The organism is Paenibacillus tritici, from assembly GCF_013204885.1.
Classification (GTDB): Bacteria; Bacillota; Bacilli; order Paenibacillales; family Paenibacillaceae; genus Paenibacillus_AQ; species Paenibacillus_AQ tritici.
On record NZ_JABMKX010000004.1, the window covers coordinates 72,831 to 92,540 of the forward strand.

Annotated in this window: 20 protein-coding genes; 15 read left to right on the forward strand and 5 right to left on the reverse strand. The window is 50.6% G+C overall.

Annotated elements, in window-relative coordinates:
* Positions 1 to 64: 64 nt before the first annotated feature.
* Both mnmM and mnmL read right to left on the reverse strand, forming a co-directional pair.
* Positions 65 to 670 carry a tRNA 5-(aminomethyl)-2-thiouridylate-methyltransferase MnmM gene (gene mnmM, locus HQN87_RS07980; protein ID WP_173130410.1) on the reverse strand — a complete coding sequence of 202 codons (606 nt, stop codon included), beginning with the start codon at positions 668 to 670 and terminating at the stop codon, positions 65 to 67.
* The gene (mnmL, locus tag HQN87_RS07985) at positions 670 to 1,626 is read right to left on the reverse strand and encodes a tRNA modification radical SAM protein MnmL/YtqA (protein WP_173130413.1); all 957 of its coding nucleotides are present in this window, start codon (positions 1,624 to 1,626) and stop codon (positions 670 to 672) included. The genes mnmM and mnmL overlap by 1 nt, the downstream gene beginning before the upstream one ends.
* A gap of 246 nt (positions 1,627 to 1,872) precedes the next feature.
* On the opposite strand from mnmL, the gene HQN87_RS07990 reads away from it, so the two are divergent.
* Both HQN87_RS07990 and trmB read left to right on the forward strand, forming a co-directional pair.
* Positions 1,873 to 2,055 (forward strand): hypothetical protein, encoded by a 183-nt coding sequence (locus tag HQN87_RS07990; protein WP_173130416.1) that lies wholly within the window; start codon positions 1,873 to 1,875, stop codon positions 2,053 to 2,055.
* 249 nt (positions 2,056 to 2,304) lie between these two features.
* Positions 2,305 to 3,021: a tRNA (guanosine(46)-N7)-methyltransferase TrmB gene (trmB, locus tag HQN87_RS07995; RefSeq protein WP_173130419.1), complete on the forward strand. Its 717-nt coding sequence runs from the start codon at positions 2,305 to 2,307 to the stop codon at positions 3,019 to 3,021.
* A gap of 249 nt (positions 3,022 to 3,270) precedes the next feature.
* Here the strand turns inward: trmB and HQN87_RS08000 are convergent, their stop codons facing one another.
* Positions 3,271 to 3,798: a phosphatase PAP2 family protein gene (locus HQN87_RS08000; RefSeq protein ID WP_173130422.1), complete on the reverse strand. Its 528-nt coding sequence runs from the start codon at positions 3,796 to 3,798 to the stop codon at positions 3,271 to 3,273.
* A 417-nt stretch (positions 3,799 to 4,215) separates the two neighbouring features.
* Between HQN87_RS08000 and HQN87_RS08005 the strand changes: the two genes are divergently transcribed.
* The 4 genes from HQN87_RS08005 (at position 4,216) to rplT (ending at position 6,889) form a co-directional block, all read left to right on the forward strand.
* A complete protein-coding gene (locus HQN87_RS08005) occupies positions 4,216 to 5,457 on the forward strand; it encodes a glycosyltransferase family 2 protein (protein WP_173130425.1) in 1,242 nt (413 codons plus the stop codon).
* 285 nt (positions 5,458 to 5,742) lie between these two features.
* A complete protein-coding gene (gene infC / locus HQN87_RS08010; protein WP_173130428.1) occupies positions 5,743 to 6,240 on the forward strand; it encodes a translation initiation factor IF-3 in 498 nt (165 codons plus the stop codon).
* 57 nt (positions 6,241 to 6,297) lie between these two features.
* Positions 6,298 to 6,498: a 50S ribosomal protein L35 gene (gene rpmI, locus HQN87_RS08015; protein ID WP_036696104.1), complete on the forward strand. Its 201-nt coding sequence runs from the start codon at positions 6,298 to 6,300 to the stop codon at positions 6,496 to 6,498.
* 31 nt (positions 6,499 to 6,529) lie between these two features.
* A complete protein-coding gene (rplT, locus tag HQN87_RS08020; protein ID WP_036649386.1) occupies positions 6,530 to 6,889 on the forward strand; it encodes a 50S ribosomal protein L20 in 360 nt (119 codons plus the stop codon).
* Between the two features lie 122 nt (positions 6,890 to 7,011).
* Here rplT and HQN87_RS08025 read toward each other — a convergent pair whose 3' ends face one another.
* Positions 7,012 to 7,554 (reverse strand): acyl-CoA thioesterase, encoded by a 543-nt coding sequence (locus HQN87_RS08025; protein ID WP_173130431.1) that lies wholly within the window; start codon positions 7,552 to 7,554, stop codon positions 7,012 to 7,014.
* 307 nt (positions 7,555 to 7,861) lie between these two features.
* Between HQN87_RS08025 and HQN87_RS08030 the strand changes: the two genes are divergently transcribed.
* The 5 genes from HQN87_RS08030 (at position 7,862) to HQN87_RS08050 (ending at position 13,208) form a co-directional block, all read left to right on the forward strand.
* Positions 7,862 to 8,941, forward strand: a complete 1,080-nt coding sequence (locus HQN87_RS08030; RefSeq protein ID WP_173130433.1) for a BMP family lipoprotein — start codon at positions 7,862 to 7,864, stop codon at positions 8,939 to 8,941.
* A 178-nt stretch (positions 8,942 to 9,119) separates the two neighbouring features.
* Positions 9,120 to 10,658, forward strand: a complete 1,539-nt coding sequence (locus HQN87_RS08035; RefSeq protein WP_173130435.1) for an ABC transporter ATP-binding protein — start codon at positions 9,120 to 9,122, stop codon at positions 10,656 to 10,658.
* Positions 10,651 to 11,727 (forward strand): ABC transporter permease, encoded by a 1,077-nt coding sequence (locus HQN87_RS08040; RefSeq protein WP_173130437.1) that lies wholly within the window; start codon positions 10,651 to 10,653, stop codon positions 11,725 to 11,727. Before HQN87_RS08035 ends, HQN87_RS08040 begins: the two co-directional genes overlap by 8 nt.
* The gene (locus HQN87_RS08045) at positions 11,728 to 12,678 is read left to right on the forward strand and encodes an ABC transporter permease (RefSeq protein ID WP_173130439.1); all 951 of its coding nucleotides are present in this window, start codon (positions 11,728 to 11,730) and stop codon (positions 12,676 to 12,678) included. It begins immediately after the preceding gene.
* Positions 12,679 to 12,863: 185 nt separating this feature from the next.
* Positions 12,864 to 13,208, forward strand: a complete 345-nt coding sequence (locus HQN87_RS08050; protein ID WP_173130441.1) for a hypothetical protein — start codon at positions 12,864 to 12,866, stop codon at positions 13,206 to 13,208.
* A gap of 21 nt (positions 13,209 to 13,229) precedes the next feature.
* Here HQN87_RS08050 and HQN87_RS08055 read toward each other — a convergent pair whose 3' ends face one another.
* Positions 13,230 to 13,676 carry a GNAT family N-acetyltransferase gene (locus HQN87_RS08055; RefSeq protein WP_173131364.1) on the reverse strand — a complete coding sequence of 149 codons (447 nt, stop codon included), beginning with the start codon at positions 13,674 to 13,676 and terminating at the stop codon, positions 13,230 to 13,232.
* Positions 13,677 to 14,267: 591 nt separating this feature from the next.
* On the opposite strand from HQN87_RS08055, the gene ilvB reads away from it, so the two are divergent.
* From ilvB to HQN87_RS08075, 4 genes are all read left to right on the forward strand, one after another.
* Positions 14,268 to 16,019: a biosynthetic-type acetolactate synthase large subunit gene (gene ilvB, locus HQN87_RS08060; RefSeq protein ID WP_173130443.1), complete on the forward strand. Its 1,752-nt coding sequence runs from the start codon at positions 14,268 to 14,270 to the stop codon at positions 16,017 to 16,019.
* A 5-nt stretch (positions 16,020 to 16,024) separates the two neighbouring features.
* Positions 16,025 to 16,504 carry an acetolactate synthase small subunit gene (gene ilvN, locus HQN87_RS08065; protein ID WP_036727931.1) on the forward strand — a complete coding sequence of 160 codons (480 nt, stop codon included), beginning with the start codon at positions 16,025 to 16,027 and terminating at the stop codon, positions 16,502 to 16,504.
* A 188-nt stretch (positions 16,505 to 16,692) separates the two neighbouring features.
* Positions 16,693 to 17,685 (forward strand): ketol-acid reductoisomerase, encoded by a 993-nt coding sequence (ilvC, locus tag HQN87_RS08070; protein WP_173130445.1) that lies wholly within the window; start codon positions 16,693 to 16,695, stop codon positions 17,683 to 17,685.
* Positions 17,686 to 17,793: 108 nt separating this feature from the next.
* The gene (locus HQN87_RS08075; RefSeq protein ID WP_173130447.1) at positions 17,794 to 19,335 is read left to right on the forward strand and encodes a 2-isopropylmalate synthase; all 1,542 of its coding nucleotides are present in this window, start codon (positions 17,794 to 17,796) and stop codon (positions 19,333 to 19,335) included.
* The last annotated feature ends 375 nt before the right edge of the window (positions 19,336 to 19,710 follow it).

Sequence of the window (19,710 nt, forward strand, 5' to 3'; positions counted from 1 at the left end):
CTGTCCGGGGAAGCGGAGAAAAGCAAGGCGCACTTCATCTTCCTGTGGACCTGCAATGCCGCGTTCAGTGAACGGCTCCCTTTTTCTTCTCCACAGCGATAACATAAGGGGCAGACTCGCGCTGAAGCTGCCGGTACACGATGGTCTGCGCCTCCGGCTGGGCCAGTCCGGCGGCCCAGGCTTCGACAGCGGCGGCTTCGCGGCCGCCGCCTTCGTGGCCGGGATACAGCACGGCCGTGATGATCCCGCCCGGGCGCAGCAGCAGGAGCGCCGCCTCCAGCGCGGCCAGCGTGCTCTGCGGCTCGGTGATGATACTCTTATCGGCATCGCCCGCAGGCAGATAGCCGAGGTTGAACATCACCGCCGAGACCGCCCCGCGCCAAGCGGGCGGAACGGCTTCAGCCATAGCTGCATGGCTCTGCTGCAGCAGCGTTACGGGAGCCAGCGCAGCAGGCGCTTCCTCCCGGGCCAGCCGCAGGCGCTCTCCGGCGAGAGCCAGCGCCGCGTGCTGGATGTCGAAGCCGTAGACCGCGCCGCGCGGCCCGGCCGCCCTGGCGAGGAACAGGGTGTCGGCACCTGCGCCCACAGTGGCGTCAATAGCCAGGCCGCCGGGAGACAGCCGCTCCCCGGTCAGTTTGTGGGCGAAGCTAAGGACGGACATGAAGCCCATTAGCCCTTCCTCCAATACTTACCCTGCCAGGTATCGCGGGCGGTCAGCTCATGATCAATGGCGTTGAGCACTTCCCATTTTTTGAGGCTCCACATCGGGCCGATCAGAGCCTCGCGCGGGGCGTCGCCGGTCAGCCGGTGGACAATCATGTCCGGCGGCAGGATTTCCAGTGAATCGGCAATCAGCTTCACATATTCATCCTGCTCCAGAAACCGCAGCAGGCCGGCTTCATACTGCTTCACCATCGGCGTTTTGCGCATGAGGTGGAGCAGGTGAATTTTGATCCCCTGCACGCCCATATGGGCTACAGCCGATACGGTCTCCAGCATCATTTCATGCGTTTCCTGCGGGAGTCCGTGAATGATGTGGGTGCACACCCGGATGCCGTGACGACGCAGCTTGGCAACAGCTTCCGTATAACAGGCCGAATCATGCGCCCGGTTGATCAGATCGGAAGTGGACTGGTGAATGGTCTGGAGCCCCATTTCAACCCATAGATAGGTGCGCTGGTTCAGCTCGGCCAGATACTCCACAACATCATCCGGGAGGCAGTCCGGGCGGGTGGCAATAGCCAGGCCGACGACCCCCGGCTGCTGCAGGATGACTTCATAATATTCCCTCAGCTCCTCTACCGGAGCATACGTATTGGTATAAGCCTGGAAATAGCCGATATACTTGGCGTTTGGCCACTTCAGATGCTGGCGGTCGCGGATATCATTGAATTGGGTGACCAGGTCATTCCGGCGGCTCCCGGCGAAATCGCCTGACCCTCTGGCGCTGCAGAAGGTACAGCCTCCTTTGGCAATGGAACCGTCACGGTTCGGACAGGTGAAGCCCGCATCGAGCATGACCTTGAACACCTTGGTATCCATCTGCTCGCGCATTTCATAGTTCCAGGTATGGAACCGTTTGTCCCCCCACAGCAGCGGAGAGGAGGTCTGTAGAAGATTAGACATGTGCAGCTCCTTTCATTAACCTTCCCATTGTATCAAAAATCCAGGATGAACGTAACAATCCCACCCGGAATTCCGCCGAAAATAAAGCTGAAAATAGGCTGCGGATCAACGGGAATTCGCTTGAAAATGCTTACATAATGTGTTATATTTAAAGAGTAAAAAAAGCCGCTGCAGCAACCACAATCACATGCTTGAATTCATAATTTCGTGTCGTCCGGTCCATAATAAACCTTAGAGGTGATAACGATGAATTCTCAAACGGTATATGCTGATAACAAAGGTTCGATTGATGTGCAGCTGACTCCCGACGAAGCTCTCGCCCTGACAGGCGTGGAATTTAACGGCAACCACAAGATCAAGACCGAAGCGCAGCGCAAGATCCGCAGTGCATTCGAGAAGACGTTTGAGTTCAATTCCCCGGCCAAATAGATAGGATACCGTGATAATAAGGCGGATCATATTTCAAAATACACCAATAAAGGGATTTCGTCCGGTCATTCAGACCGGCCGGGATCCCTTTTTTTCTTTTTGCGCGCGATGATCTGAACATGTCTGCCCACCTAATAAGGGCTTCCTGCTTAAACCTCTTTACTTTTGCCGGTAAGTTCGGCACAATATTGCAAGTGGCAGTTATCCTATTCACAGATAAGGCAATAAGAGATAAGCGGAGGAGTACCTATGCGTTTACGCGGAAGAAAAGGAATACGTGAAAGTCTTGAGGAGCAGACCGATCTGGTCATCCTGGAACCACGCAGCCTGAAGGGCCGGTGGTCCGAATTGTTCGGCAATGACCATCCGATTCATGTGGAATTCGGAATGGGCAAAGGGCAGTTTATCAGTCAAATGAGCTTCAAATATCCGGATATTAATTTTATCGGCGTTGATATGTACGATGAACTGGTGCGGCGTGCCGCCGAGAAGGCCAGAAATGTATGGGAGCCGGCAGGCGAAGAGACACCGCCGAACGTCAGAGTGGCGCTTGCCAATATTGATTATGCGGAGGAAGTGTTCGCTCCGGGCGAGCTGGAGCGGATCTATCTGAATTTCAGCGATCCTTGGCCGAAGAGCAAGCATGCCCGCCGCCGTCTGACCCATCCGCGTTTTCTCGACAAATACCGCGGTCTGCTTAGCCCGCTTGGCGAGATTCATTTGAAGACGGATTCCCGGAGCCTGTTCGAATTCTCGCTCAACGCGTTTGCCGACTATGGCCTGCAGATGAAGAACATCTCTCTGGACCTGCATGAGGGCGGCGTGATCAACGAAGAGCATGTGATGACGGAATACGAGACCAAATTCTATGGACGCGGCGTGAACATTCACCGCTGCGAAGCCATTGTTGGGGAAGAAGCGCTGAAGCAGTACCAGGCTACCCGTCTGGATAAATACCGTCTTTAAGCCAGCGGAAGGTTTCTGCCCCCAGACAACGGACAGATAAGGGATATCACAGTAAAAGGCAGTCCGGGGCTTGGCCCTGAACTGCCTTTTACGTCATTCCGGCTTCTTCTTTGTTCAGCCTGCCGGTCATACTCCGGGCACCTTGCAGCGTTGAATCCGTAGACGCTGTAGCGGCTTCGCAATATTTGGCGTAAGAGTATAAAATAGGCGGTGCAGGGCAAGTGTGGTAAGACGATTGAATGCCCGGCATCATACCCACAGTGCAAGCGTACCGGCTGCGACACCTGAGCCGATGACTGCGCCTGCCAAGACGTCCGAAGGATAATGCAGTCCGAGATAGATCCGGGAGAAGCCGACCGTGCAGGCCAGCGGAAGCAGGATTGCGGTCAGGACAGGGTAGGCTATCATATAAGGAACCGTTGAGGCGAAGATAGCGGTCGTATGGCCTGAAGGAAAAGAATGGTCCTTAAGCGGATTACGAAAAGTATGGGTGTCCGGCAAGGTCAGATAAGGACGCATACGCGGGTACAGCTTTTTGGCGACGGCTACGGGCACATGGCTTACAGCCAGTGCGGTGAGCGCTTGCAGTCCTGTTGTTCTCCAAGGCTGCGGGCACAGTGCCCAGATCAGAACATTGATGCCAATGGCGCTTGTCGCACCTCCGAGATGAGTGAGGTAATAGAGCCAGAAGTTCAGAAAAGAATTGTGCATCCGTCCGTTGATCCATTGAAAAAGGCGCTGCTCCAAGAGATGCAGTTTCTTAAATAAAGGTCTCATATCTTGTCCCTCCGAATAGTCCGGCTAAAGAGATCTGGCGCAGCTTAAGCAGCAGGCTCTATGTCCTGAAGCTGTCTTTATCATACGTTTTTAAGGTTGTCCGTTCAAGAAAAAGCTCGGGTCCGCTCGAAAAATGTCTCTTTTGACTTCGGAGGCCCTTACGACTTACAATGATTCAAGCAGGAAGATCCCGTTTATAAGGTAACAGAGAAATAAGGAGCCGATCAGTCAGGCGGAATCCATATTCATATCTTCTGGAACGGGACATAACCCACTGGGAATCCTGCCCGATAAAGGGAACATTCTAGTCTACTGTAAGGGATGCAACAAAAGGGTCAGATAGAACGTTAACAAGCAGAGAGAGAGACAAAGAACATCTAGACTTGTAGACTCGGAAAAAGGGGGCATCAAAAGATCATGACAGACGCACTGTTTGTTACGCTCCAAGTGATCTTGGCAGCAATTGCAGTTTATCAGTTTGGATTTTCACTGTTTGGACTGCGCAAGAAGAAGAACAAGGTTAATCATGCGCCGCAAAAGTCATTTGCCGTACTGGTTGCTGCGCACAACGAAGAAGAAGTGGTCGGCGCACTGATGGAGAATCTCAAGCAGCTTAATTATCCCCAGGAACTGTACGATGTATTTGTTATCTGTGACAATTGTACAGACAGTACAGCTGCAATCGTCCGGGAGCACGGCATGAATGCCTGTGTCCGTACCAATGCGAACCTGCGCGGTAAAGGCTATGCGATTGAGTGGATGCTGAAGGAGCTGTGGGCATTGCCGCGCCAATATGACGCTGTCGTAATGTTCGATGCCGATAATCTGGCGCACACGGAATTCCTGACAGAGATGAACAATGATCTGTGTTCAGGCGGACGCGTCATTCAAGGGTATATTGATACCAAGAATCCGGAGGATTCCTGGATCACTGCTGCTTACGGCGTATCCTACTGGTATATCAACCGGCTCTGGCAGCTGTCTCGCCATAATCTGAAGATGGCCAATTTCCTCGGCGGAACCGGAATGTGCTTCGAGACGAACCTGCTCAAGGAAATGGGCTGGGGCGCAACCAGTCTGGTTGAGGATTTGGAATTCACGATGCGCAGCGCCTCTAAGGGCGTGTATCCAAGATTTAATTATGACGCCAAAGTGTTTGATGAGAAGCCGCTTACGTTCAAGGCTTCCTCCAGACAGCGTCTGCGCTGGATGCAGGGGCACTTCACCGTGGCCCGCCGTTACTTCTTCCCTTTGCTGTGGCAGGGGATCAAGGAACGCAGCCTGACCAAGTTCGACCTGGCGCTCTATGGGGCGAACGTATATATTGTGCTGCTTACGTTCCTGATGACTGCCGTAATGTTTGTAGACAACGTATTATTCGATGGTCCGAATATCGCCAATATTTATGGCCATCTGCCGCTCTGGCTGGGTTACCTTGCCGTCGGCGCCAATATTTTGACCTTCCTGCTGGCGATGGTGCTGGAGCGGGTGAAGTTCAAGAAGGTCTATCTGTACCTGCTGGTCTTCCCGGTCTACCTGCTCTCGTGGTATCCCATTACGTTCTACGCGTTCTTCACGCAGAACAACAAGCAGTGGAGCCATACCAAGCATACACGCGTAGTGCGGCTTGAAGAGGTGCAGAGCAAGCAGGTCTCGTAGGTTCGTGCGTGAATATAATTGTTGCAGAAGGTGTTGACACCTTCTGCATGATGTTGTATAGTATTCAAGTATGCAAAACATAGGGATTGCAAGCAGAAGCACCGGCTTCTCACCTGAACGGCTAAATTGCCGTCTGGTTTTGATCTCAATGCTTTATGAATGGTTATAATTCATGAACGTTGATCAAACGGGGTGTCGGGGAATTACCGGCATCCCTTTTTTATGGAGAACCGCAATATATTTCCCAAAGAAATCCGGAGGTGGAGTATTATCAGTAAGGAACATATGATCAATGATGAAATTCGTGCCAAAGAGGTTCGGCTGGTCGGAGCAGAGGGTGAACAAATCGGGATCAAGCCGATCCGCGAGGCGTTACAGATGGCGATCGATCTTAATCTGGATTTAGTCAACGTAGCACCGCAGGCGAAGCCGCCGGTATGCCGCATCATGGATTACGGCAAGTTCCGTTATGAAACGCAGAAGAAAGAGAAGGAAGCCCGCAAGAACCAGAAGATCGTGGATCTCAAGGAAGTCTGGTTCCGTGCAAACATTGAGGAACATGATTATCAGACCAAGTTCCGCAATGTGATCAAGTTCCTGGGTGAAGGCGATAAAGTGAAGTGCTCCGTTCGTTTCCGCGGACGTGAGATTACCCACGCTAGTATCGGCCAGAAAATCCTGGAGCGCGTGAAGAACGAAGTGGAAGAAATTGCTGTTGTTGAGCGCCATCCCAAGCTGGAAGGCCGCAGCATGATTATGATTTTGGCTCCAAAAGCCCAATAATCCTGGAGTCATTTGCACAGCAATTTGGCGCCGCATAATATTCAAGGAGGAAACACCATGCCTAAAATGAAAACACATAGCAGCCTGAAAGGCCGCTTCAAGATCACTGGAACTGGTAAAGTATTGCGTTACAAAGCCCACAAGAACCACTTGCTGTCCCACAAATCGAAACGCGCAAAACGCGTATTGAACGGCAATCCGGTAATGGCCCCTGGGGATGTAAGACGTTTGAAACAAGGACTCGCTAACTTGAAATAGTTAATCACACATTTTTGGGAGGTTTATTAATATGGCAAGAGTTAAGGGCGGATTTGTAGTTCGTCGTAGACATAAAAAAGTATTGAAGCTGGCAAAGGGTTATTTCGGTTCCAAGCACCGCATTTTCAAAACAGCTAAAGAGCAAGTAATGAAGTCGATGGTTTACGCTTACCGTGACCGTCGTCAGACCAAACGTAACTTCCGCAGACTGTGGATCGTTCGTATCAATGCAGCAGCTCGTTTGAACGGTCTTTCTTATAGCAAGCTTGTATACGGCCTGAAACTCGCTGGTGTAGAAGTTAACCGTAAGATGCTGGCTGATCTGGCAGTAAACGATCTGAACGCATTCAACTCCCTGGCTGTTGTGGCCAAAGAGAAGATCAACGCGTAAGACGATAGAAATCGAAAAGCACCGCCTGCGGGAGTTTCCCGTGTGACGGTGCTTTTTTGCGCGGTGAGAATGGACGGGTATGTTGCACGTTGCCCTTCTGGAGCCAGTTGTGCTGGGGTTTGCTATTCCCAGTATTTTGTTGTTCCGAGCAGAGAAGCCAGCTTCTTGCTGCTGGCGCGCCGCAGCTTGCGCAGTGCTGAACGTTCGTCGGCAGACTGGCAGATCAGCTTCTCTTCATCCGTCTGGGCAACGACAGCCGGTACAGGACACGTAGAACCGTCTTCATTGACGGCGACGAAGGTCAGGAAGGATGTGGCGGCAACCGCGCGTTCGCCTGTGTACAGATTCTCTGAGATGATCTTAACGAATACCTCGATGCTGGTGCGTCCGGTCCAGGAGACGAAGGATTCGAAGCAGACGGAATCCGTTGGCCGGATCGGCAGAAGAAAGTCTACAGAGTCAGCGGAGGCGGTCACCACGTTGACACGGCAATGGCGCATAGCCGAGATGGAGGCCACTTCGTCAATCGTGCTCATCAATTTGCCGCCGAACAACGTTTTGTGATTGTTCACATCATTCGGGAAGACACGGCCGGTTTTGAATACGCGGGACTCATGACAGTATTTGAAGTCTGGTGCAGCTTGTGGTGTGTGTTCTTGTTCCATTTTTCAGTAACTCCCTTTGCGTACAATATGTAATCATACATGATAATAGAAAAGCCGTCCCTGTGCAATAATAATGTTAATGCCTTGGAGCCAGGAGATACATTTTGAGGTTTTCTAACATTGAATGGACATAGAGATTACGCGACATGTCAAGGTAAGCGATTTCTTGTTGAAAAATGCAAATTATTATTGACCTGAGGTCATTAATAGACTGGATTTTAGCTTTTTTTGCAGGTATAATTTGTACTAATGGTATGTCCAAGCAGAACACAGAAGACATCCAATTTTCTAAGGGGGATCACTTTCGATGAAGAAGTTTTACCAACTATCTTTGGTTATGGTTATGGCCTTCACTGTCATTTTGGCAGGATGCGGTAACAATAACAGCGCTAACTCCGGTAACGCCGGAACAGCGACTACTGCACCATCTGACGCAGCGGCAACAGAAGCACCAGCAACAACTGAGGCTCCTAAGGCTGTCAAGCTAGGCCTCGTAACTGACGTAGGCGGTGTTAATGACAAATCCTTTAACCAATCCGCATGGGAAGCACTGGAGTCTCTTAAGAAAGATGCTGGAGCTGATATTAAATACCTGCAAAGTAAATCCAATGCAGATTATGAGCCTAACCTTAACCAATTCGTTAAAGGCGGCTATGATCTGACTTGGGGGATCGGTTTCGACCTTGGTGATGCTGTACTGAAGGTTGCCAAAGAGAACCCTAATGCTAACCTGGCGATCATCGACAGCGTAGTAGATGCTCCGAACGTTGAATCTGTAACCTTTGCTGAGAATGAAGGTTCCTTCCTGGTAGGTGTTGTTGCAGGCCTGACAACCAAAACCAACAAAGTCGGTTTCATCGGCGGTATGGAAAGCCCGGTTATCAAACGTTTCGAAGTGGGCTTCAAAGCCGGCGTAGAAGCTGTTAACCCTAAGGCAGAAGTGAAGATCACTTATGCAGGTGCTTATGACAAGCCGGATACTGGTAAATCATTGGCTGCTACTCTGTACGATGCCGGTAACGACATCATCTTCCCGGCTGCTGGCGCAACAGGCAACGGCGTGTTCAATGAAGCTAAATCCCGCAACAAAGCCGGTGGTACTAAAGTATGGGTTATCGGCGTAGACAAAGACCAATCCCTGGAATTTGGCGATGACGTAACTCTGACTTCCATGATCAAGCGTGTAGACGAAGCAGTTAAGAAAGTCTCCCAGCAGGTGGTTGACGGAACCTTCAAGGGCGGTACTATCACTGTTCTTAGTCTGAAAGACAACGGTGTAGGCCTTCCTGAGACTTCCAAGGCTAACGTTAGTGCTGATATTCTGGCGAAGGTTGATGAGTACAGCAAGAAAATCGTTGATGGAACAATCGTTGTTCCTTCCAAATAATTCAATGTCTCACCTTTACTGGATCTAACATAACGCAGAAGCAGGGCCGGTCTATGTGCTGGCCTTGTTCCCTGTTACAACATCTGTTATAGACAATCACAACTGTACCGTCCTGTTTGGGGCGGTACAGCCGTGTCTTTAAGGCGAAAATTATATATTCTGTGATGAGGGTGATTCCATGAGTGCTGCGGCTCCTGTCGTAGAGTTGAAGCAAATCACAAAACGCTTTCCCGGTATCGTTGCGAACGACTCTATTAGTCTGACGCTGGAAAAGGGGGAGATCCATGCGCTGCTGGGTGAGAACGGGGCAGGCAAATCGACCTTGATGAATATCGTATTCGGACTGTACCAGCCCGATGAAGGCAGCATCGAAATCGACGGGAAACCGGTTATTATTGATAACCCCAATAAAGCTATTGAGCTTGGCATTGGTATGGTTCACCAACATTTCAAGCTTGTAGATCCCTTTACGGTTACCGAGAACATTGTTCTGGGGATGGAGCCGAAAAAAGGTCTTAAAATCGACTATAAATCCGCTGCGGAGCAGGTTCGTAAGCTATCGGAGCAATACGGTCTTCAAGTCAATCCGAATGCCAAAATTCATGACATTTCGGTGGGCATGCAGCAACGGGTAGAAATTATGAAAACCCTGTACCGCGGAGCGGATATACTTATATTCGACGAGCCTACCGCTGTACTAACGCCGCAGGAAATTACGGAATTGATGGCGATTATGAAGCGGCTCGTTGCAGAAGGCAAGTCCATTATTCTTATCACACATAAGCTGAAGGAAATTATGCAGATTTCCGATCGTGTAACCATTATCCGGCGCGGTAAAGTGATTGATACGGTGAAGACCTCCGAGACCAATCCTAATGAGCTGGCGGAGAAAATGGTTGGACGCGGAGTCACGTTCAAAGTGGACAAGCAGCCAGCTCATATTGGCGATAGTATTCTGAAGCTGTCAGGTGTCCACAGTAAAAGTAAGGATGGCGTCTCTGTACTGAACGACCTGAGCTTTGAAGTGAAGGCAGGTGAGATTCTGGGGATTGCCGGAGTGGACGGGAACGGCCAGAGTGAGCTGATTCAGGCGATTACCGGGCTGCGTAAGATTGATTCCGGCTCGATCAAGGTCTCGGGTAAGGAGATTGCCAATCTGTCGCCGCGCAAGGTATCTGAAATGAATGTCTCCCATATTCCGGAGGACCGTCACAAGCATGGTCTGGTGCTGGACTTCACGGTCAGCGAGAATATGGTTCTGGAAACGTATTATATGAGCCCGTATAATCAGAACGGATTCCTGAACAAGGATGTGATTAACCGGCATGCAGAGGATCTGGTGAAGCAGTTCGATGTGCGTACACCATCCATTGAGAACAAGGCGCGTTCATTATCCGGCGGTAATCAACAAAAAGCGATTATTGCGCGGGAAATAGACAAGAATCCGACTCTGCTGATTGCTGCACAGCCTACCCGTGGTCTTGATGTCGGGGCGATAGAGTTTGTACAGAAGCAGCTGATTGCCCAGCGTGATCAAGGCAAAGCTGTATTGCTGATTTCTTTTGAGCTGGATGAAATTATGAATGTGTCCGACCGGATTGCTGTTATTTATGAAGGGCAGATTGTCGGAGAAGTATTCCCGCAGGATACGAATGACCAGGAACTGGGTCTGATGATGGCGGGCAGTCTGAAGCGGGGAGGTCATGCGGATGTCTAGAATCCGGAAAATATTCGCAACAGACAGCTATATTGTTCCGCTTGTAGCCATTCTGCTGGGCTTTCTTGTCGGGGCTGTTGTTATGCTCATTGGCGGTTATGACCCTATAGCGGCTTACTCCGCGCTCTTCAAGCGTGTGTTCGGCAGCCCGTATGATTTCGGTGAGGCTGTACGTGAGATGACTCCGCTGATGCTGACAGGTCTGGCCGTAGCCTTCGCCTTCCGTTCAGGAATGTTTAACATTGGTGCGGATGGGCAGGTAATGATCGGCATGACGGCTGCATCTGTTGTCGGTATCAAGCTTGGCGGGGTATTGCCAACCTTCCTATTAGTGCCGCTAGCGGTGATTGCAGCTGGTGTATGCGGCGGACTGTGGGCCGGTATTGCCGGATATCTGAAGGCTAAGCGCGGCATTAATGAAGTTATTACAACGATCATGTTGAACTGGATTGCATTGTTCCTGTCGAACTATATTGTCCGGACGTTCTTGCTGTTAGAAGGGCAGAACCGGTCGGAGGATAATCCGGCTTCTCTCTCCATGACCTTCCTGTTCTCCACCTTTGATAATGCCCGGCTGCACTGGGGGACGGTGATTGCCCTTGCGGCTGCGACCTTCTTCTATGTCTATCTGTGGAAGACCAAGCAGGGCTACGAGATGCGGGCTGTGGGTCTGAACCCGCATGCTGCAGAATATGCAGGGATGAATGTCGGACGCAACGTGGTCAAAGCGATGTTCATCAGCGGCGTGTTCGCCGGACTCGCAGGCGCGGGCGAAGTACTGGGTGTATTCCATTATCAATCGGTATTTGCAGCTTCACCAGGCTATGGATTTGACGGTATCGCTGTTGCTCTGCTCGGACTGACCCACCCGCTGGGTGTTATTCTGGCAGCTATTCTATACGGTACACTGACGTATGGTTCTGCCGGAATGAGCTTTGGTGCGGATGTGCCTCCAGAGCTAATCCGTATCGTCATCGGTTCGATTATATTCTTCATTGCTGCGCAAGGCATTGTACGCTGGGTGCTCAAACCGTTTTACTTCAAGCGCAAGAAAGAGAAGGTGTTGTAGATGGAAATCTTAGGCCAATTGCTCAATACGACGCTCGTATTCTCCACGGCGCTAATATTTGCCGCCCTTGGCGGCATCTTCTCTGAACGATCCGGTGTCGTGAACATTGGACTTGAAGGCTTGATGATGTTTGGTGCCTTTGCGGCAGCAGTAGGCGGTTACTACGCCCAGGAAGCAGGAATGGGTGAATGGGCGCCATGGGTTGGCGTACTTAGTGCGATGGCTGTAGGGGTGATTGGTTCACTGATTCATGCGGTGGCTTCTATCACCTTCAAGGCGGATCAGACCATAAGTGGTACGGTTATTAACTTCCTTGCTGCAGGCAGTACACTCTACATGGTTAAGCTAATCTTCGAAGGATCCGGTGAGACCCCGCTGATTGACGGCTTCAGCAAGCTGCCTGTTCCCGGACTCTCCAAGATTCCGGTCATTGGAGAGGGGATATTCAACTCCTATCCGACGACGTACTTGGCGATTATATTGGTTATTGTCATTTATTTCGTCTTGTTTAAGACTCCGTTCGGATTGCGTCTGCGCGCAGTAGGCGAACATCCGAGTGCGGCTGACACCCTGGGGGTCAATGTCAACAAGATGAGATATATCGGCGTAATGCTGAGCGGCCTGCTTGCAGGGATCGGCGGAGCCACGATTACTCTGACCACTACAGGTACGTTTGCACATAATACCATTTCCGGACAAGGCTTCATTGCCATTGCGGCGATGATCTTCGGTAAATGGAATCCGCTGGGTGCGTTCGGCGCTGCCGTATTCTTCGGCTTGTCCCAGGCGATCCGTAACTATGTGCAATTGTTTGAATGGTCCAAGAACATTCCTCAGGAATTCATCTTCATGATTCCTTATGTACTGACCATTATCGTACTGGTGAGCGCAGTGGGCCGTTCCTCGGCACCGAAGGCGCTCGGTGAACCGTACGACCCGAGCAAACGTTAGGATTAAGGCGTACCATCCATAGGAATGAATATCACAAGAGCGCATTTCCGTATTCAGGGAATGCGCTTTTTGACGTTTAGGGTAGCAGGTGCGGATTACATTGAAGTCCGGAGCCGGGCAGATGTACAGGCAAATACCGGGGGAGGCGCATAGACTGATTAAGAAACTTAAGGAGGAGAGATATTATGGCACAGCCGGTTACGAAAAAACAAGTGATTAAGCTAATCGGAAAAAATATCGTTGCAGTAAAAAAGGATGGTTCCAGGGTGACGGGGAAATTGGTCCGCATATCAGGAAACCGACTTATCCTGCAGCGTATCAGCGGTAAAAAAGTGCAAACCAAGGCACTGATTCCGCTTGTGTTGTTTGATTTGCTGGCGGTTGGTACGGCTCCTTACGGTTATGGCGGAGGTTACGGATATGGAGGCGCCCCTTATGGAGGCGGTTATGGTTATGGTCCTGTTCCCCGTCCCGGTCCTTACGGGGGATATGGCCCCGGTTACGGTATTCCGCCTATCGGCTTCTTTTAAGCCCTGAAGCCTGAAGGCTTATTAGCGGAACTGTTTCTCAAGCTCATAACAGTAGTTTTGCGGTTGATAACGGGCTACGCTGTAGCCCAATTTTTCATAAAAGGCAAGAGCGGCGGTATTTCCCGTATCTACAGAGACTTTTGCTCTATGACATGCACGGGATAGTGCAAACCGCTCGGCTCTGTCCATAAGCATATTTCCGTAACGTTTACGCTTTGCAGCAGGTGTAATGGCCAGCATATCGATGTATAACAAATCACCATGCAGCATGAAGTGCACGAACCCTACCGGGTCGCTTTCGTAGTCTGGACAAGCAACCAGTGTGACTCCCTGTCCCAGGCGGCGGGGCAAATCCTTCCTGATCTGATTAATAATCGTCTGCGGAAGATGGGATAACGGGACAAGCTGTTTTTCAATCAAGTCATATATCACGGTGTCATCCTGCCTGGGTCTGCGGTAACGAATCATCATAAATGCCCCCTTTCCACGCATCGTCGTACATCATATGCCCGGGGGTGTGTGGGCGTTCCGGCAAAAATAGAACAACATTTTATGAAGAATTTAATGTATAACCTGCAGATGGGTATTGACTAACCGTGTGAGGAATCATATAATGTGTCTAAACATTTAACGAGCATACATGCATCGGCGATGATGAGGACGAAGTTTTAAGGGCTCTTTTGTTCAGAGAGTGAGAGGAACTGCTGCAACCTCCACCAGAATCCCTTATATACGAGCTCACCTCGGAGCTGTTTCCCTGAAAGGTCCATCAGCAAGAGCGGTGGAATTATTAGGGGGAATCGTTTGGTCCGCGTTACGGACTTCAGGTTACAAAGATTTGGGCCCTGCCTACATCGATGGATTTTTGTATCCTGATAAGGCGTTGCATCGTGAGATGTAATGCAAACTTGGGTGGTACCACGGAAGCTAAACCTTTCGTCCCTCACGCGCTTCTTCTGCGCGTGGGAGGCGAAAGGTTTTTTTGTTGAATAGGAAGGATTTACGGCCTGTTCGCTAATATTAATGGATGAATGTGAACGATCGAAGGGAGGAATACTGATGAGCGCGCAATTACCGGAAGAAGTGCGGTCGATAGAGCAGTTACGTGAGAAATGGAAAAATCCAGAGGTGGTTTCGGGTTCCGAAGTCCTCCTGCGCAGTCTTGTACTGGAAGGTGTAGATACTGTATTTGGATACCCCGGCGGTGCTGTGCTCTATATCTATGATGCTCTTTATGGATTCGACGATTTCAATCATATTCTGACACGCCATGAGCAGGGAGCGATCCATGCGGCTGACGGGTACGCCAGAGCGAGCGGTAAAGTTGGCGTATGTATTGCCACTTCAGGCCCGGGGGCAACCAATCTGGTGACAGGAATCGCTACAGCTTTTATGGATTCGGTTCCGCTGGTGGTCATTACCGGTAACGTATTCTCCAGCCTGATTGGCACAGATGCTTTTCAGGAAGCGGATATTACCGGGATAACGATGCCGATTACGAAGCACAGCTATCTGGTACGGGATGTTGAGGACCTGCCGCGCATTATTCATGAAGCCTTCCATATTGCGAATACGGGACGCAAGGGTCCGGTACTGATTGATATTCCGAAGGATGTATCGGCGGCGATGACATTGTTCACTCCGGCAGAACAGCAAGGGGTCAACCTTCGAGGTTACAATCCGCGCACGGTTCCGAATAAGCTGCAGTTGGATAAGCTGGTGAAGGCGATTGAGGCAGCGGAGCGTCCGATTATTATTGCAGGCGGCGGAGTTATCTACTCTGGAGCGCATGAGTCCATGTATGAATTCGTGAAGCGCACGGAGATTCCAATTACTACTACATTGCTGGGCCTGGGATGTTACCCGAGCGGCGAAGACTTATGGATGGGAATGCCGGGAATGCACGGCACATACACCGCCAATAATGCCATTCAGCAATGCGATCTGCTGATTAATATCGGTGCCCGGTTCGATGACCGCGTAACCGGCAAGCTGGACGGCTTCGCTCCCAAAGCGAAGATTGTGCATATCGATATTGATCCGGCCGAGATCGGCAAGAATGTAGCAACTAATATTCCCATTGTGGGCGATGTTAAGACGGTTCTGGAGATGCTGAACCCGGATGTGAAGCGCGCTTCGAAGGCTGATGCCTGGAGAACACAGATTGCCCAGTGGAAGCTGGACCAGCCGTACCGGTACAAGGATTCGGAGACAGAGCTGAAGCCGCAATGGGTGATCCAGATGATTAATGACACCACCAATGGCGAAGCGATTGTGACTACAGACGTAGGCCAGCATCAGATGTGGGCTGCTCAATATTACAAGTTCAACCATCCGCGTTCATGGATTACTTCGGGCGGCCTTGGAACCATGGGCTTCGGATTCCCGTCGGCGATCGGGGCCCAAATGGCCCATCCGCAGCGGCTCGTAGTCTCCATTAATGGTGACGGCGGGATGCAGATGTGTTCCCAGGAGCTTGCCATCTGCGCGATCAATAAGATTCCGGTCAAAATTGTTGTAATCAACAATGAGGTGCTCGGAATGGTCCGTCAGTGGCAGAACCTGATCTATGAGAAGCGTTACAGCTATACCGATCTGGCCGGCAGCCCGGACTTTGTGAAGCTGGCTGAGGCTTACGGTGTGAAGGGCCTGCGGGCAACGAACAAGGAAGAAGCCAGCGCCGCCTGGAAAGAAGCTATGGAAACACCTGGACCCGTCCTGGTAGAATTCGTTGTCCCGAAAGACGAGAATGTCTACCCGATGGTAACCCAAGGGTCTACCATTGATCAAATGCTGATGGGGGATGAATAACAGTGATGAGACATACGATTGCTGTGCTTGTAAATGACCAGCCTGGCGTGCTGCAGCGGGTATCCGGATTATTCGGCCGCCGGGGGTTCAATATTGAGAGTATTACGGTTGGGCAATCCGAAGAGGTCGGATTGTCCCGGATGGTCATAGTAACATTAGGTGATCAGCATACTCTGGAGCAGATCGAGAAGCAGCTCTACAAGCTGATTGATGTAATCAAGGTGGTTGATCTGGGTTCCAAGCCTATGGTTGCCCGTGAGCTGGCGCTTATTAAGGTCAAGGCAGAGCCGTCCGAGCGGCCTGAGATTATGGGCGTAGTCGAGACCTTCCGTGCCTCGGTAGTAGATATCGGTACGGCAAGCCTGCTGGTGCAGGTAGTCGGAGAGACTACCAAAATCGATGCAATGATTGAGCTGCTGAAGCCTTATGGCATTAAGGAGCTGTCCCGGACAGGAGTAACGGCGATGATCCGCGGGAATGCCTGATCGTCACAATTTACAGCTTTAACGAATTACTGCTTGTGTGCATTAATTTAATTAAGATTAGGACAGACTTTGCCCGCTAAAGAGCGGGGGCTTGAGGAGCACGCTATAATAGAATAAGCCTAACAGGAGAGTGTTCTTGAAGCACCCGCTCTTTACGATGGGTCCCAAATTAAAGGAGGATTTTGACAATGGCAGTTACAACGTACTATGAACAGGATGCAGAACTTAGCGTTTTAAAAGGAAAGACAATTGCAGTAATCGGGTACGGTAGCCAAGGACATGCTCAGGCACAGAACCTGCGTGACAGCGGTCTTCAGGTTGTCATCGGTCTGCGTGAAGGCAAATCTTTTGAAACTGCCAAGAATGACGGTTTTGAAGTATTGTCTGTAGCCGAAGCAGTATCCCGTGCTGATGTGGTGCAAATCCTCATGCCGGACGAAACACAGGCATCCGTATATAAGAATGATATCGAACCGAACCTCAAGAATGGCGCGGCTCTGATGTTCTCTCACGGCTTCAATGTACATTTCGGACAGATTGTTGCTCCTAAGGATGCGGATGTGCTGTTGGTAGCACCTAAGTCCCCGGGACACATGGTACGTCGTACTTATGTTGAAGGCTTCGGCGTTCCCGGCCTGATCGCTATTGAACAGGATGCAACCGGCAATGCTAAGGCTATTGGTCTGGCATATGCCAAAGGTATCGGCTGTACCCGTGCGGGAGTTATCGAAACTTCCTTCCGTGAAGAGACCGAAACGGATCTGTTCGGTGAACAGGCTGTACTTTGCGGCGGTGTGTCCGAACTGATCAAGGCTGGTTTCGAGACATTGACTGAAGCCGGATATGCGCCTGAGATGGCTTACTTCGAGTGCTTGCATGAGCTGAAGCTGATCGTTGATATGGTATATGAAGGCGGATTGTCCAGCATGCGCGATTCCATCAGTAACACTGCAGAATACGGTGACTATGTAACCGGACCACGCATCATTACAGCTGAAACTAAGAAAGCCATGAAAGAAGTGCTGGCTGATATTCAACAAGGTAAATTCGCCCGCGACTTTATCCTGGAGAACCAATCCGGCCGTGCCTTCCTGACCGCTACCCGCCGTAATGAAGCCGCTCATCCGGTAGAAGTGGTTGGCAGCCAGCTGCGCGAAATGATGCACTGGATCAAGAAATAAAATCATATACTTAAGAATACAAGTAACCATAGTGTGATTCTCAGATGCGGCCGTAATTTTGCGGGCCGCATTTGAGGGTTTATGGACAATCTTCAGGAGGTGCTCAGCATGCGGAAAATTTATGTGTTCGACACGACGCTGCGTGACGGGGAGCAGTCGCCGGGTGTGAACCTCAATACGCGTGAGAAGGTGGAAATTGCTTATCAGCTGGAGAAGCTGGGGATTGACCGGATGGAAGCAGGCTTCCCTGCGGCTTCGCCGGGAGATCTGGCTGCGGTTAACGCGGTAGCCAGAGCCGTCAAGAACGTTACGTTAATCGGTCTCTCCCGTTCCAGAGAGAGTGATATTGATGCGGTTAAGGAAGCGCTGCAGGGGGCACAGGACCCTTGTATTCATATTTTCCTGGCTACATCACCGATACACCGGCAGCACAAGCTGCGCATGGATAAGTCACAGGTGCTGGAAACGGCGCAGTCGGCTATCCGCTATGCCAAGAAGTATTTTCCCAAGCTGGAGTTCTCGCTGGAGGACGCCGGTCGTACCGAGCGTGATTTCATGGCAGAAATGGTAGCTATGGCGATCCGTGAGGGTGCGAATGTAGTGAATATTCCAGATACGGTAGGGTACCTGAATCCTTCGGAGTACGGCGCTATCTTCAAATTCCTGAAGGACACTGTTCCGGATATCGAACGGGTTCAGCTTAGCGCCCATTGTCATAATGACCTCGGTATGGCCACTGCCAATACGCTGGCTGCGATTCAGAATGGTGCAGATCAGATTGAAGGCACGATCAACGGGATCGGGGAACGTGCAGGCAACACAGCGATTGAAGAGGTAGCATTGGCGCTGGAGACCCGGAGTGAATACTTCGGAGCCAGAACCTCTCTGGTCCTCTCGGAGATTTCCCGTACCAGCCGCTTGGTCAGCAAGCTAACCGGGATGGTAGTACCCGGGAACAAGGCCATCGTCGGCGCCAATGCCTTCGCCCATGAATCCGGGATTCATCAGGATGGTATGCTGAAGGAGAAGACCACCTACGAGATTATGACACCGGAGACCATTGGCCTCAAAGAAAGCAAGCTGGTGCTCGGCAAGCATTCCGGCCGTCATGCCTTCCGTGACAAGCTGAGTGATCTTGGCTATGAGGTCGCCGAGGAAGATCTGAATACTGCTTTTGCCAAGTTCAAGGATCTGGCGGACAAGAAAAAGGAAGTCTCGGATGAAGATATTCTGGCTCTCCTGGAAGAGAAGCTGATTGATACGCCTGAGACCTTCAGTCTGCAGACCATATATGTTACGTATGGTAATGAGGCTACGCCAACAGCCAAAGTTATTATTAACGGGCAGGACCCGCAGCCGATTGTCGCTGTGGCTGAAGGCAACGGATCGGTAGACGCGATCTATAATGCCATTGACCAGGCCACAGGGGAAGAAGTCACACTTGGGGATTATTCGATCAAAGCCGTCAGCCGGGGTAAGGATGCCCAGGGCGAGGTCCATGTCGTGCTCTCTCAAGGCGAGGTTGCTGCACAGGGCCGCGGACTTAGTACCGATATTCTGGAGGCAAGTGCCAGAGCCTATCTGGATGCACTGAACAAGCTGATTGAGAAGCGTAAGACATACACCAAGCGGGAACATGCTAACCTGTAATTGCTCAACAAACCTAAATGAAGCTTCACCGGACCAGCACGACTTCTCCGGGGACAGCTTCTTTTTTTTGTTCAACAATCTGTTGAAAATCTTTTTTTGGCGAGAATGCAGGCGGAGAATCCAGAATATCCTCTATTGAAACAAGTTTGAGCGGAAAAAGTTTGAACAAGATTAGTCTGAAAAATGAATTTTAATTCACAAATTTTTATGGATTCCTCATATTATGCATTTGAAACACCTTTTTTATCGTAAAAGGTGTTTATTTTTGTTTTTATCTATGATGTATCTCATAATCTTGTTCAGAAAATGTTCAGTAGCAGCCTTTACAGTTACAGAAGTGCTTTATTAGCGAAATGGAAGGTCCACATACATATC

Bases quoted from the DNA above. Each gene is read 5' to 3' on its own strand.
- HQN87_RS07990 (WP_173130416.1), top strand. From the start codon at position 1,873: ATGAATTCTCAAACGGTATATGCTGATAACAAAGGTTCGATTGATGTG.
- HQN87_RS08005 (WP_173130425.1), top strand. From the start codon at position 4,216: ATGACAGACGCACTGTTTGTTACGCTCCAAGTGATCTTGGCAGCAATT.
- HQN87_RS08035 (WP_173130435.1), top strand. From the start codon at position 9,120: ATGAGTGCTGCGGCTCCTGTCGTAGAGTTGAAGCAAATCACAAAACGC.
- HQN87_RS08040 (WP_173130437.1), top strand. From the start codon at position 10,651: ATGTCTAGAATCCGGAAAATATTCGCAACAGACAGCTATATTGTTCCG.
- infC (WP_173130428.1), top strand. From the start codon at position 5,743: ATGATCAATGATGAAATTCGTGCCAAAGAGGTTCGGCTGGTCGGAGCA.
- HQN87_RS08000 (WP_173130422.1), bottom strand. From the start codon at position 3,798: ATGAGACCTTTATTTAAGAAACTGCATCTCTTGGAGCAGCGCCTTTTT.
- HQN87_RS08045 (WP_173130439.1), top strand. From the start codon at position 11,728: ATGGAAATCTTAGGCCAATTGCTCAATACGACGCTCGTATTCTCCACG.
- mnmM (WP_173130410.1), bottom strand. From the start codon at position 670: ATGGGCTTCATGTCCGTCCTTAGCTTCGCCCACAAACTGACCGGGGAG.
- ilvN (WP_036727931.1), top strand. From the start codon at position 16,025: ATGAGACATACGATTGCTGTGCTTGTAAATGACCAGCCTGGCGTGCTG.
- rplT (WP_036649386.1), top strand. From the start codon at position 6,530: ATGGCAAGAGTTAAGGGCGGATTTGTAGTTCGTCGTAGACATAAAAAA.
- ilvC (WP_173130445.1), top strand. From the start codon at position 16,693: ATGGCAGTTACAACGTACTATGAACAGGATGCAGAACTTAGCGTTTTA.
- ilvB (WP_173130443.1), top strand. From the start codon at position 14,268: ATGAGCGCGCAATTACCGGAAGAAGTGCGGTCGATAGAGCAGTTACGT.
- HQN87_RS08025 (WP_173130431.1), bottom strand. From the start codon at position 7,554: ATGGAACAAGAACACACACCACAAGCTGCACCAGACTTCAAATACTGT.
- HQN87_RS08050 (WP_173130441.1), top strand. From the start codon at position 12,864: ATGGCACAGCCGGTTACGAAAAAACAAGTGATTAAGCTAATCGGAAAA.
- rpmI (WP_036696104.1), top strand. From the start codon at position 6,298: ATGCCTAAAATGAAAACACATAGCAGCCTGAAAGGCCGCTTCAAGATC.
- HQN87_RS08055 (WP_173131364.1), bottom strand. From the start codon at position 13,676: ATGATTCGTTACCGCAGACCCAGGCAGGATGACACCGTGATATATGAC.
- HQN87_RS08075 (WP_173130447.1), top strand. From the start codon at position 17,794: ATGCGGAAAATTTATGTGTTCGACACGACGCTGCGTGACGGGGAGCAG.
- trmB (WP_173130419.1), top strand. From the start codon at position 2,305: ATGCGTTTACGCGGAAGAAAAGGAATACGTGAAAGTCTTGAGGAGCAG.
- HQN87_RS08030 (WP_173130433.1), top strand. From the start codon at position 7,862: ATGAAGAAGTTTTACCAACTATCTTTGGTTATGGTTATGGCCTTCACT.
- mnmL (WP_173130413.1), bottom strand. From the start codon at position 1,626: ATGTCTAATCTTCTACAGACCTCCTCTCCGCTGCTGTGGGGGGACAAA.